Source organism: Vibrio sp. Y20_XG_PY13 (genome assembly GCF_024181925.1).
Taxonomy (GTDB): Bacteria; Pseudomonadota; Gammaproteobacteria; order Enterobacterales; family Vibrionaceae; genus Vibrio; species Vibrio parahaemolyticus.
The window spans coordinates 1,050,153-1,065,892 of sequence record NZ_JAMZAL010000001.1 but is presented as its reverse complement, the minus strand read 5'-3'; the positions used below and the strand labels follow the sequence as shown (position 1 = coordinate 1,065,892).

The window sequence follows — 15,740 nt, the reverse complement described above, 5'->3', positions numbered from 1 at the left end:
TTAAGGTATAAAATGACGCTTGTTTCAATCGTCGCCCCAAATCTGATCGAACAAGGAAAAGTCATGGAAATGCTACAAGGTGGTCGGGATAATGCCATTTATCGTACAGGTGATCGTGTTAGCCGTCCGGCAAGATCTTGGACGATGACCGTCCACCAGTTGTTAAATCACCTTCATTCCAATGGATTCACGCAATGCCCCAAAGTGATTGGGATTGGGGGTGGTAAAGAGTGGTTGAGCTTTGTGGAAGGAGATACCTTCAACTATCCACTGCAAGGTTCTATTGCTTCTGTTACTGCACTTTTATCCGCAGCCAAAATGTTGCGTAGAATGCATGATGCTTCAGAAGATTTTCTCATTTCACATCAAAGCGAAGTGTGTCATTGGATGTTACCTGATCGCTCTCCCCAAGAGGTGATCTGTCACGGGGATTTTATGCCATACAATGTTGCACTAAATGGTGAAACCGTGGTTGGTGTATTCGATTTTGATACCGCACATCCTGCTCCTCGTTTATGGGACGTTGCTTTTTCCATTTACGGTTGGGCTCCTTTTAAAACGGATGAAAATGACCGAATGGGCAACTTGGAACAGCAAATTCAACGTGCCAAACTGTTCTGCGACGCGTATGGCTGCTCGAAATTAGAGCGAGAAAATCTGGTGGATGTGATGACGTTAAGGCTCACGGCTTTGGTTGATTACATGAGACTGATGGCAAGCAGCAGGGATGAGAGATTTCAAGCTAATTTGGAAGAGGAACATCACATCGCGTATTTGCAAGATATCGATTATCTGCGTCAACATCACCAAGCGATTACTTTGGGCATACTAAAAGAACGTTAGTTTGCAATCACGTGTTTAATCTTATCAAATAACCATAGATTTAATGGTGCGTGTTGCTGTGAACGCCGACAACTCATCACGTAGCTGACATTCAATTCTAAGCGGTTCGGTAGTGCGATACTTCTGCATCCCTGCGGGACATGGTCACTCATCGTGATACCGAAATGATCGGTTTGAAGGATGATTTTGTGGATCATCGCTGGGTGTTCTATTTCCACTTTTGGCGACGCATTAAAACCAATGTTCTTCAAGCGTTCCAACAGAGGGTACCGGTAGTCATTCCATCCTGGTGTTTTGAAGAGTAAAAAGGGGTAGAGCTGCAAGTCATCAAAATCTTGCGCTGGATGCTCTTTGCGAACAAAAAAGACGGCCTTTCCTTTTCCCAACTCTTTTTGTGCGACCGATTGAGGTAAGTCCTCATCAAAGTAGTGGATTGCGACCGCATTTTCACCATCTATTAAACGGTTTTTAGCTTCGTTTCCCCAGCGCAGAAACGAAAATTTGGCTCGAGGTGCTTGTTTTAACAGGCTCAAGTAAAGCTCATCGCCGAAGTAATCCCAAAATAGCGTGTTGGCATAAATCGACAGTTGCCCATCAAAGGCCTCTGGGGAAAAGTTTTGCGGCTTAATGGAGTCCACACTCATCAGAATCTGTTCGAAGTGTGCCATGTTTGTTTCGACAAACGTCGTCGGCTCAAAGCCATGTTTCGTTTGCACAAACAGAGGATCATCGAACTGGGTTTTCATCTTGGTGAGGTTTTTACTGATGGCTCCGGATGTTTTTCCTAACGACTCTGCGACTAACCGAACATTGCGCAGCTCATACATGCGCTTCAGCACAAGAATGTTTTGAATATCCAGATTAATCGCCATTCTTTACTCCAACAATTCGGCTCGCTTCACATCATAGCGTTGAGCTGATCATCCAAAGACAGCAAACGGTCAATTTTCTTGAGGCATCTATCGGAAGTGAAGAAAGGGGATTTCCATTTGGTAAATCAGGAGTTTCCTCGTCTTGCCCCCTTTACGTTGATACTGTTTCTACATCGACACAGGTACAGACAATAACAGAGGTGATGTATGAAAAAACTAATCGCATTAGGCTTGATGGTTTGCTCAGCGAATGTGGCATTTGCTGCGGATGGCTCATACACAGGTACCATTGACATGACAATGAGTAATACGAACCAAGTGGATGTTGAACGCGCAAACTCGCAACTTACGTTGAAAGGCCGTAATGAAGCGATGTACGGCGGTGTGATGATTCAAACCGATGCATCTACCCAACCCATTGAACTTCGTGGCCGCCGCGATTAATCGGTCACGTTGTCATTACGAAAATGCCGCGATGAATTCGCGGCATTTTTGTTTGTTGATTGCGTATGTAATCAAGTGGCGGTGCGAAAGCGATTAGCTCTGTACCTCGACACCCGCTTCAATCTCGACAGATTGAGCTTGTGCTTCGCTTTCTTTTGCTGCATCCAGCATTTTGCGAATAACTACCGATGCTGCCATAGCAATCGCCACCATCACAACCGCTAGTACCGTAAGCAGTTGGAAGTAATCACCGTATACGGTTTGTACGATTTCTTGAGTGATCTCTTGGCCTTTTTCCATAGCAATCGATGTTGAGAAAGCGGCACCAACGATACCACTCAATGCGATAGCAACGGAGAATAGACTAACCGAGAAGTTCTCGATGTGTTTTGGTGCTACAGACAGAATGAATGCTACTACCATTGAACCAACGATAACTTCCGCAATGGCTTGGAAGAAGTGAATCGCCAAGAAGATTTCAGGCATGATCACCACATCTTCACCAACGGTTGTGACCGCAAACGTTAGGATGCCAAATGCAATTGCAGTGAGTACAAATGCCATCGCGATTTTAGTTGCTGTCGAAAGGTGAACGTCGCGTTTTTCAAGCATACCGAAGAAACCCGCAACAATAGGGCCACCAACCATACACCAAAGTGGGTTCATTGCCATTGCTGCTTCTGGCTCAAGTGGGATAAAGCCAAACAGTGAGCCTTTCAAAGTATTGATTGCCACCATGTTCATTGACGTCATCATTTGTCCGTAGTACACGAAGAAACACGTAGTCAAGAAGGTCACAATGAGGATGGTGCCCATCTTCAATGACTCGGCTTTGCTGGCTTTCAGCATTAAAGAGACGAAGTAAAGAATCGCAGCGCCACCGATGGCATAAACGATGTTTTGACCAATATCCATGTTTGAGAACATGAAGAACACCAACGCGATCATGGCGACGGAAATCAGTGCGAAGAATACCCAGTTTTTCAAGCTTACCGCTTTTTGGTCAAGTTCAGCGGCTACACCAGTTAGGCCCTTTCTGAACATCAATAACATCACAAGCGCGGCGCCTGCCATGACGGCAGAGATGGTAAAGCCGCCGTTAAAGCCAATTACCAGCACGATCATCGGGAACAGGTACTGGCCTAAAAAAGCGCCGACATTGTTCACCGAATAGTTGATTGGGTAACCTTTTTCGAAATCTTCTTGTGATTTAAAAGTGCGTTTGTAAAGACTTGGGTAAGAAGGTGACATCAAACCACGGCCGTAGCTTGCTAGAGCGATACCACACATCGATAAAGGAACGTTTGTCGCCGAAGCACCAAGTACCAGCAAAACGTAACCCGCAGCGAACGCCAGAAAGGCGATGGACAGAGAGCGGTAAGCTCCTAAAAACTTATCCGCAATAAATCCGCCAGCGATGGCAAACAATGGCCCAATGGCAGAAAAAGCGCCCACGATCATCATCGTATCGGCTTCGTTGTAATTTAGATCTTCTAGAAAAAAGCGAGTTAAGCTCACTAACACGCCATAAAATGATAAGCCAAACATCATTTGGCAGAACATCATAGATTTGTTTAGTTTATTCCACATAATTTTGTACTCACATTAGCGGAGAAAGATAGTGATTATTTCTGTTAAATGTTACTTAAACGAGATATTGAGTATTGAAATAATTGTCGCATAACTGACAAAAGCTGCACTATATTTTCTAATGTGAAGTTTGTTATTTGCTTATCCGTTGTTCTAGATTAAGTTGATAAATGTAGTTATAAAAACTAATTTATAAATTATTATCAAAACAAAATGCTAATAACGAATTTAACGTATTGAAAAATAAATGATGGAAAGCAGGCGAGTATTGATACAAGGAAGGGAAGAAATCGCACTGTTGATGCTAAGTGCCACCAACAATGCGATGTGTAAAGAAAGATGCAAATTATGCGTACTTATTATTCACATGGTGGTGCCATATGGATGATTGCCAAACCACCTAGAGATGTCTCTCGATATTTCTTATTCATGTCTTTACCAGTTTGGTACATGGTTTCGATAACTTTATCTAATGAAATAAGACATTTGCTAGTGCGTTTTAGTGCCATTCGTGATGCGTTAATCGCTTTTACTGCGCCCATCGCATTGCGTTCAATACAAGGCACTTGAACCAGTCCCCCTATTGGGTCGCAGGTCATACCTAGAGAGTGTTCCATTGCAATTTCAGCTGCGATACAAATTTGCTCGTTGCTGCCTCCTCGCAAGGCGGTTAGGCCAGCCGCTGCCATAGAAGAGGAAACTCCCACCTCACCTTGACAGCCGACTTCCGCCCCAGAAATGGACGCGTTGGTTTTGTATAAAATACCAATCGCTCCAGCAACGGCGAGAAAGTCTTTTAGTTGCTTAAGGTCCAGCTCTTTGATGAATCGATGGTAGTACATCAATACTGCTGGGATAACACCTGCGGCACCGTTAGTTGGTGATGTAACGACTTGCCCGCCTGCCGCGTTCTCTTCGCTGACCGCAAAGGCAAACAAGTTAATCCAGTCCATGATCTCCATTGGATCATTTTCTACTGCTGCATTCGCTTCTAGTTTTTTCAACAGATTCGGAGCTCGGCGAGTGACGTTCAAGCCCCCTTCAAGGATCCCTTCAGTATCGAAACCACGCTGCATACACAGTGACATCACTTTCCAAATTTGTTCAGCTCTTTGGTCAATTTCTTCTTGCTTTCGAAATGCCAGCTCATTTTGTAGAATCATGCCACCAAGGCTGAGGCCATTTTTCTCTGCTTTTTCCAACATTTCGTCTGCGGATGAAAAAGGGAAAGGTACTTCTGCGCTGGCTTGTTGGCCTCCATGTTCGAGCTCTGCCGCTGTCGCAATAAAGCCACCACCGATAGAGTAGTACGTCTCAAAGGCGACTTGAGCTCCTGCGGCATCTAGCGCGGTGATCGTCATACCATTTTCATGCAGCGGCAGGTTGTCGCTGTGAAATACAATGTCGTGGTCGTAGCTAAACTCAATTTGATGAGAGCCAGCTAACGATAATGTATGGTTTTCGATGGTGTGTTGCAGTGCACTTTTGGCACTGGTCATTTTGATGGTATCGGGCTTATTGCCCATCAACCCTAGCACCGTGGCTCGGTCGGTGTGGTGTCCTCTACCAGTCAGTGATAAAGAGCCATATAAGTCAACTTGCACCCGACGCACTTTCGCCATAGAGTCGCTAAGTAGTTGAGTGAAATGGAATCCGGCGAGCATAGGACCGTTAGTGTGGGAGCTGGATGGCCCAACACCGACCTTAAAAATATCGAAAATCGACAGCATAATTGACTTCCTTCAGCAATGAACCTTTCATAGGTCTCTAGAACAATGTTGTTAACTAGATGTTAATGCCTGTAAGGCGGTTGGCAAAGAAGATTTTTGTAACTATGCCAAAGACCACACAACAGTGACTTTGTCGCAGGAGAAATTGAGAGAGAAGTATGAAGTTAGGTAACGTGGTCATCGTACTAGGTAAGCGATTGGTTAATAACCAATTGAGTGCCGAAGGCATCACGAGAGTCGAAGCACTAGCTGCTAAGACCCGCGAAATGCCAATGGAGAATACTGCTCTCGTATTTTGTGGTGGAAAAACGCAAGGACAAAGCATTTCGGAAGCTGACGCTATGTATGCATATTTTCAGACCCTGAATACGTCGCTGGCCAAGCCTTTTCCGACAAGCCAAATTCTGCTTGAAAATCGCTCTTTGAATACGTTTGAAAACATGCGAAATGCAGCGAAAGTTCTGTGTGAAAGCGGTTTATTTCCGTTACCGTCTCAAGCGGCGGTTGAGGTCATTTTGCTATCAAACGCCTACCATCTTGAGCGCATATTAGAAATTCAAACGCTAATGGATGAGCAAGGCTTACTGCGCGTGCTCAAATCTCAATGCGCGTCCGTGGGTTTAGATTTACACATTTCTCTAGATATTCAGAAGCACATTAGCGTGCCATACCCACATCAAGGGCCACAGGCAGAAGCGTTTCTTTTACTTGATGAACTGACGACGTATCGAGTGTATCTGGAGGGTGTTAAAAGTGGGGCATTTCAACGAGATTTAACTAGCGTTCGAGCACAGCCTTTGCTGCGGGCTAAACAAGCAATAAATCAACTTCGCGCTTTACCGTTAGAAATGGATGTTTTGCAACAAATTGCGGAAATGAAAAAGGCCATCGAAATGACGGCCTTTGATGAATCGGTTGCAACAGCAGAGCGAGCATTGGAAGTGTTTCATCCCATTTTAACTGCGCTCAATCGCCGTTTAGATCCCGAGTCTATTCAGTGATTTCGCGTCGCATACGAACAGCACTCAACGCAATCAGGCAGTAGCAAAGCAGCTCCATGCCTTCTTCCGAAATGTTCTTAACATCGCGGATGTAGCTTTCATTCATGACTTGTTGCCAGAAGCTTCCCATACCGTAAAGGCGAGAGAAAACAAGCAGTAGAACCACGGCACCAATCAAGAGCTTCATGTGCGGAACTTGTAGAATGCGTGCCATTTCGTTCACTGTACCTTTACCACCTTGGTAAGCTTTTGCGCAAGCCAGAGCAGTGACGGTTAACGCAGGGAATACCCATGATCCGTGACGGATCATATCCATCCAGTAGTCCAGTTCGCGAATGATCAACACAGCGAAGAAGCCGGAAATCAAAATAGCGGCGTGTTTAACTTGTTCTTCTTGCTTAGAAAGTTGGAAGAACGACCATGAAGCAATCGCCAGCATGATCACTTGTAAGGTTTCAGTGATAGAGACTTCACCCAAACTTGATCCCAATACTACGTAATCAAGACGAATACTCAGATTGACGAGAATACTGATCGCAACAATCATCAATGCGCTTAAACACGATTTGTAGATGATGCGTTTTGACTCATCAGTAATCACGTTGTTTTGTGCCGTTTCGGCTTGTTTAACTATTTGTGTTTTCATCCTGACCACCTGTTTCCAGAAAAATGTGGAAGAAATGTGAATTTATGTGATGTTGGGCATGATTTTATTGACCAAATGGAAAGTATTGTCAGAGGAATGTCAGGAATAGAACGCTGTTCGATATTATATTTGCATACGGTAAAGTCAGAGTAGTGTGAAGTTCCTGTAGGAAAATGCGGATATCAAAGAACAAAAAAGGAGCCGATTGGCTCCTTAGTTATTGAATAATCTTACTATTTATTAGATTCGAGTTTATTGCTCGTCACTCTCTTTGTGGTTGTTACGGTAGTATTCCCACTGTTCAACACGTTCATCGTCGGAAAGCACACAGTAAGTTACACGCTCACCGTTCTCTGACACAGTGTCCAGTTCGCCACCTTGTTGTACACAGTAAACGGCCGCCGGATTGGCAACAGAGGTGTACTCTGTTGAGCGAGTTGCGCCGTCATAAGTTGAACAACCAGCAAGTACCATTGTCCCTGCCATAGCCATCATTAAACTTGTTTTTTTCATCTTTATCTCCGCATGGGATAGGCGAGTATTGCCTTGATTATAGGCAACTTTCGTCAATTATTGTCTTATCGATGTTAAAAGTAAGAAGAGCGTAGACATATTTAGAAGAATTTTAGACATTTCTCATAAAGAGCTTGCTAGTACGTCACATCTGTTGCGGATACATAGTGAATGTATCGAGCGTAAGCCGCTCAACAAGACGCGATCTCGTGAAAGGTTTAGTACACTTTAATTGGGTTAGGTATCGCTACTTTGGCTTGCTTATTAACACAACGATGATTTAAAGAGTGAACTCCGGTAGTATGCGCGCATCATATTTACGGCGGTATTTTCGATGAGACATTTACAATCGACCATTCATCCAGAACTCGACCATCTGGACGATAAAATTATCTTTCAGCGTAATGCAGCGCGTGCAATTGTACTTGATGGTGAAGATGTGTTGTTGCTCTACACAGAGCGTTATCACGATTACACGCTACCTGGTGGCGGAATTGATGAAGGTGAGGATGTGATTGCAGGGCTAGTCCGTGAACTCGAAGAAGAAACGGGGGCGCAAAATATTCATAGCATCAAACCATTCGGCATTTTTGAAGAGTTTCGTCCTTGGTACAAAGACGATGCTGACGTGATGCACATGATTTCGTACTGTTACACATGCAAAATCGATCGTGAGCTGGGTGAGACAGCGTATGAAGATTACGAAGTGAAGAATGGTATGCGTCCAGTTTGGATGAATGTCCATGAAGCGATAGCACATAACGAAAAGACGATGGCAGAAAGCCCGAAGAAAGGAATGAGTATCGAACGTGAAACGTTCTTACTTCACCTGATCGCTAAAGAGTTGCTTTAGCTGTCACCAGAGTGCCGAAGACTGAGCTCATACCTATTGAATGGGAATGAGCTTCAGTAAGCGTTGTTTAGAAGTGGTTAGGATGATGTGTTTAGGGATTTAATCATTCACTTCTTTACGCAATTAAGCGCAATAAAAAAGTCCGAGCTCCCCCCCGGAACCCGGACTTATTCCAGACGCGCAAGCGAAGCGTCATCTCGATATTCTGAGTTTTGTTTCAAACTATGAAAACAATAGCCGTTTTATATTTAGTGTGTAAATAATTAATAGGTCCAACCATTGGTTTTCATCTTTTTTGCACACGTAATGTGATGCATATCTATCCAATAAACAAGTGCAAATTGGACTATTATCAGTAAACCACTACTCTTTCTTATTCTTGAGATACATTACCTTAACTTTTTTGCACACGTTTGCATCGAGATCACGAGTTTTTAAATTAGCAGAACAGGATCTTGTAATTTTACGTTCTTCTGACATTCGTTTTTTTGGTGATTATTATCACAAATTAACGAGTGGAGGAAGTCGACTAAAGTCGATCAGAGGCTGTGATGGTGCCGCAGACTCAGCAGCAAATAGAAGCAATGGCTGAAAAGAAGAGTGTTGTAACTGCCCGATATCTATCAGTTTTTCCAAGGCAAAAAAACGACTGACGTATTGATGTGTTTCTTTTGGCAGAGTGAGCTGTTGGAAGTCATCGGAGCCCGCTTTCTTTATAGCGCGAGTAATTCGGCCTTCTCCTGCATTATAGGCCGCCAGCGTTAATGCGAGGTTTTGATCAAACTTGTTGTATAAAAACGCCAGATAGTCCAATGCAGCTTTCGTGCTGGCTTGGGTATCGAAACGCTCATCCACATTCGAATCAACCGTTAAACCAAAGCGCATCGCTGTTGCAGGAATCAATTGCCATAATCCCGCGGCGTTGGCGTGAGAAACGGCTTTTGCGTTGTAAGAAGATTCTAGCATTGGCACCAAAACGAGACTTTTGGGCAGTGACTTGCTTTTGAGTTGCTTAAAGATGTGGTCGAGAAGTGGATTGACGGAAGTGAGACGTTGGTCGATTTGTAATTTGTAAGGCGCAAGAACCTGATACTGCTGCTCTATATCAGTAGTATTGGGTTTTGCCTGGCAAAGAAAAGAAGTGCTGAACAACAAACAGGCAGAAATAAAAAGGCCTACAGTATCCAGCCGAGATGGCGGCTGAATCTGTAGGCAAGACGACCATCGTTTAAAACGATTTATCTTCATAAGTGTGTTGCACAGGTTGTTTGAGTTGACTGACTAACTCATGGAACGCAGCAGAGCTTTGGCCATTGCTCTGGTTGTATTGTTGGCACTGCTTGATGAGTGTCTCCAATAACGTCCACTGTTTTCTCGCTTGCGCACCAATCTTGGCAGGCAAAGCGTTGAAAATTCTTGTTACGCTGGAGTCATTACACGGTAACCCCAGCTCACGCATGCATTGGCTTCTTTCATTAGAAGAGCGGCTCAGCTTATTGAGTATTGGTGTTTGTTGCTGAACGTTGGTGTTCAGTGCCTCACCATCAAACTTCAAATACAACGCCTTTTGTTGTTGAAGTAGGGTCAATAATTGCTGATACAGTTTGATGTCTTCAGAAATTGAACGAACAAAATACTGAATTCGCTGCGATGCCGCGCTTGCCATGGTGTATTCCTAATGCTGTGCTTTTACTCGTGACCAGTATGGAATTGCATAATTGCCTTAGATAGCGCTTTTGTATCTAGGCTCAATTCGCCGCGTGCTAGCGCGTTACGAACTTGCTCAACTTTTTCCATATCGACGTCTGGTAGCGATTTCATTTCTGCTTGGGCACGATCAATTGCTGCTGTGTTTGCTTGAAACGCAGGCTCGCTTACTTTGGTTTGTTCCATTGTTTCAACAGGCTTTTTGCTTGCTTGTTGGAAATTTGTTTGTGGGACATGACCGCCCGCGACTTTGTCGATTTTCATGCTGTGGTCCTCATCATCATGTTCTAAATCCAATAGGCGACAAGGATGTGGTGAACATTAAATTTTATTTTTGTACTCGATACTCACGTGATGTGACGAGAGGCAAAATTGAAAAATGTTACGTTGAGTCCAAAATCAAAACTGAGTATGAACTTGGTTTCTTCCTGTCACAACCGCTCGAATGACTCTTCCAGAACTGAGGTTTTCTACCTCAATCTGTTGGCCTTGCGCTCCATCTTCTAAGGCGACACCTTTGGTGCTTGCACTAAATCCATCTTTGCTAGCAATGATGATGATTTCATTGCCTTTCTCAATCAAAGCGGGGGCACTTAAGTTGGTTGGATCGACGACTTGTCCGGCGCGGAGTCGACGCGTGGTTTCCAAGCCGATGGCGTGTTTAGGAGCGGTGTAGAAATCGTCCGAGCGCGAAATGGTTCGAGTTTCCAATTTCAGATGATTGGCTGTCACCACTTCACTGCGACCTACAGTCGTCGCCGCAACCACCACTGGCAGTGTGACCGAGGATTTGATCGTGACATTGATTCGCCATGGAGCAGTGAGATCTTCGCAACTGACGGAACGCTTTAAGTTACCGACTGGCAAAGGTTGGTTATCGCGACCCGTGATCACCAATTTGGCATCGCATTTGGGTAAATGGTTGGCAGAACCTGGCACCCACAAATCGTACTCCAGTTGATACTCGCCCCACTGGTTGGACTTGGCTACGCGGTCTACTTCTTGTTCAAAATGTTTCGCGACAACGGCCTTTAGCTCCTCCGATGAGAAGGTGGTTTGGTCCGGACTGGCGAAAGTTTGTCCTGTCGAAAGAATTCCTAATAACAGTATCCACTTTGAGGAAATTAGAGTTTTCCCCCTAATTTTTTTGCTTTCCGTAAACCGGAAGTTTGGTTTCCACTCTTGTCTGTAAGTCATTGATAAATATAAATAAAATTTATGGCACGTATCTTGTTTGTATCTTGGCGTATTCGAGCCGACTGTAAGGAAAGATGCATGGCGATCACATTTGAAAATGCTTTAGGTGTACATCCAGAGGCACTCAATTTTCGCGTTCAGCGTACCAAAGTCCTCGCCAGTAACCTAGCAAATGTTGACACCCCTGGGTACTTGGCGAAAGACCTAAGTTTTACCACTGTTATGAACCAGATGTCGACAAACGGTGTGAGTAATTCTGTACCTAAGCTGCAGGTTCAGGCCCAGTATTCGGTGCCGTACCAAAACAGTAAAGATGGCAACACTGTGGAACTTGGTGTTGAACAAGCGAAATTCACCCAAAACAACATGGACTTTCAAACCAGCCTGACGTTTCTCAACATGAAATTTAACGGCTTGGCGAAAGCGATTGAGGGACGTTAATTATGTCATTCACTGATATTTATTCGATTACTGGCTCTGCGATGACGGCGCAAACCGTTCGCCTAAACACGGTTGCCAGTAACCTTGCGAACGCGGATGCGGTGTCTGCAAACCCAGATGATGCGTACAAAGCACTTAAACCTGTGTTCGCTACCGTGTATCAAAAAACGCAAATGACGACAGAAAACGGCATTTACCCAAATGCTGAAGTTCGTATTGTCGATGTGGTGCAAAACAAAGGTCAGGCAGAAAAACGCTTTGAGCCAAATAACCCACTCGCTAACGGTGAAGGTTACGTTTACTACCCAGACATCGACGTGGTTGCTGAAATGGCGGACATGATGTCAGCGACTCGCAGCTTCGAAACGAACGTGGAAGTGTTGGCAAATGTGAAAAGCATGCAGCAAGGCTTGCTTCGTTTAGGGCAGGGTAGCTAATGAGTCTTGCACAGTACACGGCATTATCGTCGGACGCTCCGGTTAAAGCGGCAGCAAAAGAAAACAGTGGCATTGCGCCAAACCCAACGGATAAGAACAGCGCGTCTTCACTTCAAAATGAGTTCATCTCTTTGATGGTGGCGCAAATTCAAAACCAAGATCCGTTAAACCCGTTAGATGGCACAGAATACGTCGGTCAGTTGGCGCAGTTCTCTCAAGTTCAAAGTACCGAGAACATGTCGAAGGTCATGCAAAACAGCATGGTGCTACTCGACAACATGCAAGTGCTATCGACCGCCGGTTTGGTTGGTCAAACGGTTTACGTGAATTCAAAAGAATTCGAACTGGGTGATGGTGCGCAAAACGGCAAAATCGAACTGAGTCACGGTTCAAACCAAGTGACTTTAGTTGTGAAGGATCAGTTCGGTCAGAAGACGAACGTACCACTTGGCGCTCACGGCGCTGGTGACGTTGAGTTCTCAATCAATCCAGAAGAGCTTGGCTTAAAGCCGGGCAAATACACGGTATCTGTAGAAGTTCAAGAAGGCCAAGCGAGCCCGAATGTTCTACTGGCTGGCACTGTTGAACAGGTTCGTATTCCGAGTTCAGGTGGCGCAGCATTGGTCAATGTTAATGGCGTTGGCAACGTTCCTTTCTATCAAATCACTCAGTTTGGTGCTTAACCAAATAAGCAAATCAGAGGTCTTTTATGAGTTTTAACATCGCACTTAGTGGTCTGGACGCGACCAACACAGAGCTAAACACGATCAGCCACAACATTGCCAACGCTTCAACGTATGGTTTTAAAGGTGCGCGCACAGAGTTCGCAGCGGTATACAACGGCATGCAACCTGGCGGCGTAGAAGTTGCGTCTATTTCGCAAAACTTCGATAAAAACGGTTCAATCACGGGGACTGGTCGTTCAATGGACTTGGCGATCAACGGCAGCGGCTTCTTTGTGACAAAAGATCACATGGGTCAAACGCTTTACACTCGTTCTGGCGTATTTGGTACGGACAAGAGCAATTTTGTAACAGCGAACAATGGCGCGAAGTTGCAAGGTTACAGCGTAGATAGCAACAACAACTTGATGACGGGTTCTGTAGGTAACATCCAAGTATCAACATCGTCACTCAACGCGAAAGCGACAGATAAGCTTGATTTTGTTGCGAACTTCGATGCAAGTGCAAAAGCGATTGATAAAGCGGTAACGCCGTTCGATCCAGCAGATCCAACCTCGTTCAACTCTTCTTACACGACACAGGTGTACGATTCACTTGGCAACTCTCACACCGTGACGCAGTACTTCACTAAAACGGCAGACAACGCATGGGAAGTGAACGTGCAAGTCGACGGTGGTAAAACTCCTGTTTCAACCATTCCAGTGACGTTTAATAAAGACGGTACGTTAGCGGCGCCAACAGGCTCTTTCAATGTGGCATTCCCAGCTGCGGGCGCAAACGCAATGAGCGTTGATATCAACCTAAAAGGTAGCACGCAATTTGGTGCCGCGTTTGGCGTGAGCACAAACAGCCCAAACGGTTACACATCTGGTGAGCTTGCAGGTGTGCGCGTAGAAGACAACGGCATGGTTTACGCAACTTACACTAACGGTCAATCACAGCTTCAAGGCCAAGTGGTTCTGGCTGATTTTGCTAATACGCAAGGTCTCGCAAAAGTGAGCGGCACTGCTTGGACACAAAGCTTTAGCTCTGGTGCGCCGATCATGGGCGTTCCGGGTTCTGGCACGCTGGGTAACTTGACTCCAGGTGCATTAGAGGGCTCAAACGTCGACCTAACCAGTGAGCTTGTGGCACTGATGACAGCACAACGTAACTACCAAGCGAACGCAAAAACGATTTCGACCAGCGACAAGCTCACTCAAGCCTTGTTCAACGCGGTGTAATAGGAGTTCTGCATGGATAGCTTGTTATTTACAGCAACCTCCGGTGCAAGCCGAGTTCTTAAAGCGCAACACGTTCGTTCGAATAACTTGTCGAACGCGGATACCGCAGGTTTCCGTGCGGATATGGAACGTGTTCGTAGCGTGGAGTTACAAGGCCCGGGCTTTGATGGCCGAACCATGGTGGTCACAAACTCTGCATCAACGCGTTTTGATTCTGGCGACGTTGTGAAAACAGGTCGTGCGCTCGACGTTGCCGTCATGGGTGAAGGTTACCTTGCGGTGGAAACGCCAGCGGGTAACGAGGCTTACACGCGTGCCGGTAACATTCAAATCGATACCTTTGGCGCAATGTCTATCAACGGATTCCCAGTTGTGGGTGAAAACGGTCCGTTGGTGGTGCCTGATTACCAAAAAATCGAAATCAGTGAGCGTGGTCTTGTCTCGGTTGTTCCACCGGGCGGCGGTGCAGAAATCGCAGTCGGCACATTGAAACTGGTGAAGCCAGAAATCAATCAGCTGCAAAAAGAGAGCGACAGCTTGCTTCATAGCGTTGACGGTGTGCCATTCGCAGCGGATGAAACCGTGCAATTGGCACCAGAACACATCGAAGGCAGTAACGTATCGGCGATCGATGAGCTGATCGGCGTGATGTCGCTAACGCGTAACTTCGAGATGCAAGTACGCATGATGAAAACTGCAGAAACGTTGGCGCAAGCCGGTAACAAATTAATGGCGGCGAGATAAGTCTCGCCCCAAAAGGAGATAACCAATGCATTCGGCATTATGGGTAAGTAAGACAGGTATGGCAGCGCAGGACACGAAGATGACTGCCATTTCCAACAACTTAGCAAACGTAAACACCGTCGGCTTTAAGCGCGACCGCGTTGTATTTGAAGACTTGTTCTACAGCATTCAGCGTCAACCTGGTGCACAGGTGGATCAGGTAAACGAGCTACCTAGCGGTGTTCAACTGGGTAGTGGTGTGCGCGTTGTCGGCACGCAAAAAGTGTTCACGCAAGGTAACACACAAAACACGACTCAAGACCTAGATCTAGCGGTAATGGGGCAAGGCTTCTTCCAGATTGAAAACTCTGACGGTCAGATTATGTACACGCGTAATGGTCAGTTCCACATCAACTCAGAAGGTTTGATGGTGAACAGTCAAGGTCTACCGCTTGAGCCACAAATTCAAATTCCTGACAACGCGACCTCTTTCTCGGTTGGCGTAGATGGCACAGTGACAACAACAACGGCAGACGATCCAACACCTCAGCAGCTTGGTCAAATCACACTAGCAAAATTCATCAACCCAGCTGGCCTTGAAGCCGTTGGCGGTAACTTGTTCCGCGAGACGGAAGCAAGTGGCCCAGCCGATGAGCTGATTGCTGGCGCAGATGGCGCAGGCAGCATCAAGCAAGGCGCGCTAGAAGGCTCTAACGTGCAAGTTGTGGAAGAAATGGTCGACATGATCACGACTCAACGTGCTTACGAGATGAATGCCAAAGTCGTATCAGCAGCAGATGACATGCTGAAGTTTGTCTCGCAATCGATGTAATGATG

Annotated in this window: 19 protein-coding genes; 10 read left to right on the top strand and 9 right to left on the bottom strand. The window is 45.6% G+C overall.

Going from position 1 to position 15,740, the window contains the following annotated elements; genetic code table 11:
- Positions 1-63: 63 nt before the first annotated feature.
- Positions 64-843 carry a phosphotransferase enzyme family protein gene (locus NL646_RS04690; protein ID WP_180798731.1) on the top strand — a complete coding sequence of 260 codons (780 nt, stop codon included), beginning with the start codon at positions 64-66 and terminating at the stop codon, positions 841-843.
- On the opposite strand, the gene NL646_RS04685 is transcribed toward NL646_RS04690, so the two are convergent.
- Positions 840-1,715 carry a LysR family transcriptional regulator gene (locus NL646_RS04685; RefSeq protein WP_042772249.1) on the bottom strand — a complete coding sequence of 292 codons (876 nt, stop codon included), beginning with the start codon at positions 1,713-1,715 and terminating at the stop codon, positions 840-842. The two genes, NL646_RS04690 and NL646_RS04685, sit on opposite strands and share 4 nt — an antisense overlap.
- 207 nt (positions 1,716-1,922) lie before the next feature.
- Here NL646_RS04685 and NL646_RS04680 point away from each other — a divergent pair, with 207 nt between their 5' ends.
- The gene (locus NL646_RS04680; protein WP_005464033.1) at positions 1,923-2,159 is read left to right on the top strand and encodes a hypothetical protein; all 237 of its coding nucleotides are present in this window, start codon (positions 1,923-1,925) and stop codon (positions 2,157-2,159) included.
- 93 nt (positions 2,160-2,252) lie between these two features.
- Here NL646_RS04680 and NL646_RS04675 read toward each other — a convergent pair whose 3' ends face one another.
- Both NL646_RS04675 and NL646_RS04670 read right to left on the bottom strand, forming a co-directional pair.
- Entirely contained in the window at positions 2,253-3,749 is a 1,497-nt protein-coding gene (locus NL646_RS04675; protein ID WP_025518534.1) for a peptide MFS transporter, read from the bottom strand.
- Between the two features lie 359 nt (positions 3,750-4,108).
- On the bottom strand, positions 4,109-5,479 hold the full coding sequence (locus NL646_RS04670) for an L-serine ammonia-lyase (protein ID WP_025508228.1): 1,371 nt from the start codon (positions 5,477-5,479) through the stop codon (positions 4,109-4,111).
- Positions 5,480-5,637: 158 nt separating this feature from the next.
- On the opposite strand from NL646_RS04670, the gene NL646_RS04665 reads away from it, so the two are divergent.
- Positions 5,638-6,480: a YdcF family protein gene (locus NL646_RS04665; protein WP_193274537.1), complete on the top strand. Its 843-nt coding sequence runs from the start codon at positions 5,638-5,640 to the stop codon at positions 6,478-6,480.
- Here the strand turns inward: NL646_RS04665 and NL646_RS04660 are convergent.
- On the bottom strand, positions 6,470-7,126 hold the full coding sequence (locus tag NL646_RS04660; protein ID WP_005481502.1) for a hypothetical protein: 657 nt from the start codon (positions 7,124-7,126) through the stop codon (positions 6,470-6,472). The two genes, NL646_RS04665 and NL646_RS04660, sit on opposite strands and share 11 nt — an antisense overlap.
- 252 nt (positions 7,127-7,378) lie before the next feature.
- On the bottom strand, positions 7,379-7,639 hold the full coding sequence (locus tag NL646_RS04655; protein WP_005463993.1) for a DUF333 domain-containing protein: 261 nt from the start codon (positions 7,637-7,639) through the stop codon (positions 7,379-7,381).
- A 334-nt stretch (positions 7,640-7,973) separates the two neighbouring features.
- Between NL646_RS04655 and NL646_RS04650 the strand changes: the two genes are divergently transcribed.
- The gene (locus NL646_RS04650; protein ID WP_005464022.1) at positions 7,974-8,492 is read left to right on the top strand and encodes an NUDIX hydrolase; all 519 of its coding nucleotides are present in this window, start codon (positions 7,974-7,976) and stop codon (positions 8,490-8,492) included.
- Positions 8,493-8,993: 501 nt separating this feature from the next.
- Here NL646_RS04650 and NL646_RS04645 read toward each other — a convergent pair.
- The 4 genes from NL646_RS04645 to flgA form a co-directional block, all read right to left on the bottom strand.
- A complete protein-coding gene (locus NL646_RS04645) occupies positions 8,994-9,740 on the bottom strand; it encodes a lytic transglycosylase domain-containing protein (protein WP_025542801.1) in 747 nt (248 codons plus the stop codon).
- The gene (flgN, locus tag NL646_RS04640; protein ID WP_005463929.1) at positions 9,721-10,158 is read right to left on the bottom strand and encodes a flagellar export chaperone FlgN; all 438 of its coding nucleotides are present in this window, start codon (positions 10,156-10,158) and stop codon (positions 9,721-9,723) included. Before flgN ends, NL646_RS04645 begins: the two co-directional genes overlap by 20 nt.
- A gap of 23 nt (positions 10,159-10,181) precedes the next feature.
- Positions 10,182-10,463, bottom strand: coding sequence for a flagellar biosynthesis anti-sigma factor FlgM (flgM, locus tag NL646_RS04635; RefSeq protein ID WP_005464040.1), 282 nt, complete (start codon positions 10,461-10,463; stop codon positions 10,182-10,184).
- A 135-nt stretch (positions 10,464-10,598) separates the two neighbouring features.
- Positions 10,599-11,396 carry a flagellar basal body P-ring formation chaperone FlgA gene (flgA, locus tag NL646_RS04630; protein ID WP_133280788.1) on the bottom strand — a complete coding sequence of 266 codons (798 nt, stop codon included), beginning with the start codon at positions 11,394-11,396 and terminating at the stop codon, positions 10,599-10,601.
- A 78-nt stretch (positions 11,397-11,474) separates the two neighbouring features.
- Between flgA and flgB the strand changes: the two genes are divergently transcribed.
- From flgB to flgG, 6 genes are read left to right on the top strand one after another with little or no spacing between them, the layout of a single operon-like run.
- Positions 11,475-11,837: a flagellar basal body rod protein FlgB gene (gene flgB / locus NL646_RS04625; protein WP_005463947.1), complete on the top strand. Its 363-nt coding sequence runs from the start codon at positions 11,475-11,477 to the stop codon at positions 11,835-11,837.
- 2 nt (positions 11,838-11,839) lie between these two features.
- Entirely contained in the window at positions 11,840-12,274 is a 435-nt protein-coding gene (gene flgC / locus NL646_RS04620) for a flagellar basal body rod protein FlgC (protein WP_005464013.1), read from the top strand.
- Positions 12,274-12,957: a flagellar hook assembly protein FlgD gene (gene flgD, locus NL646_RS04615; protein WP_005463939.1), complete on the top strand. Its 684-nt coding sequence runs from the start codon at positions 12,274-12,276 to the stop codon at positions 12,955-12,957. Before flgC ends, flgD begins: the two co-directional genes overlap by 1 nt.
- A gap of 26 nt (positions 12,958-12,983) precedes the next feature.
- Positions 12,984-14,180 (top strand): flagellar hook protein FlgE, encoded by a 1,197-nt coding sequence (gene flgE, locus NL646_RS04610; protein ID WP_005463978.1) that lies wholly within the window; start codon positions 12,984-12,986, stop codon positions 14,178-14,180.
- A gap of 12 nt (positions 14,181-14,192) precedes the next feature.
- Complete coding sequence (locus tag NL646_RS04605; protein WP_253663905.1) at positions 14,193-14,924, top strand: flagellar basal body rod protein FlgF; 732 nt, start codon at positions 14,193-14,195, stop codon at positions 14,922-14,924.
- A 25-nt stretch (positions 14,925-14,949) separates the two neighbouring features.
- Positions 14,950-15,735 carry a flagellar basal-body rod protein FlgG gene (flgG, locus tag NL646_RS04600; RefSeq protein WP_005481471.1) on the top strand — a complete coding sequence of 262 codons (786 nt, stop codon included), beginning with the start codon at positions 14,950-14,952 and terminating at the stop codon, positions 15,733-15,735.
- Positions 15,736-15,740 lie beyond the last annotated feature (5 nt).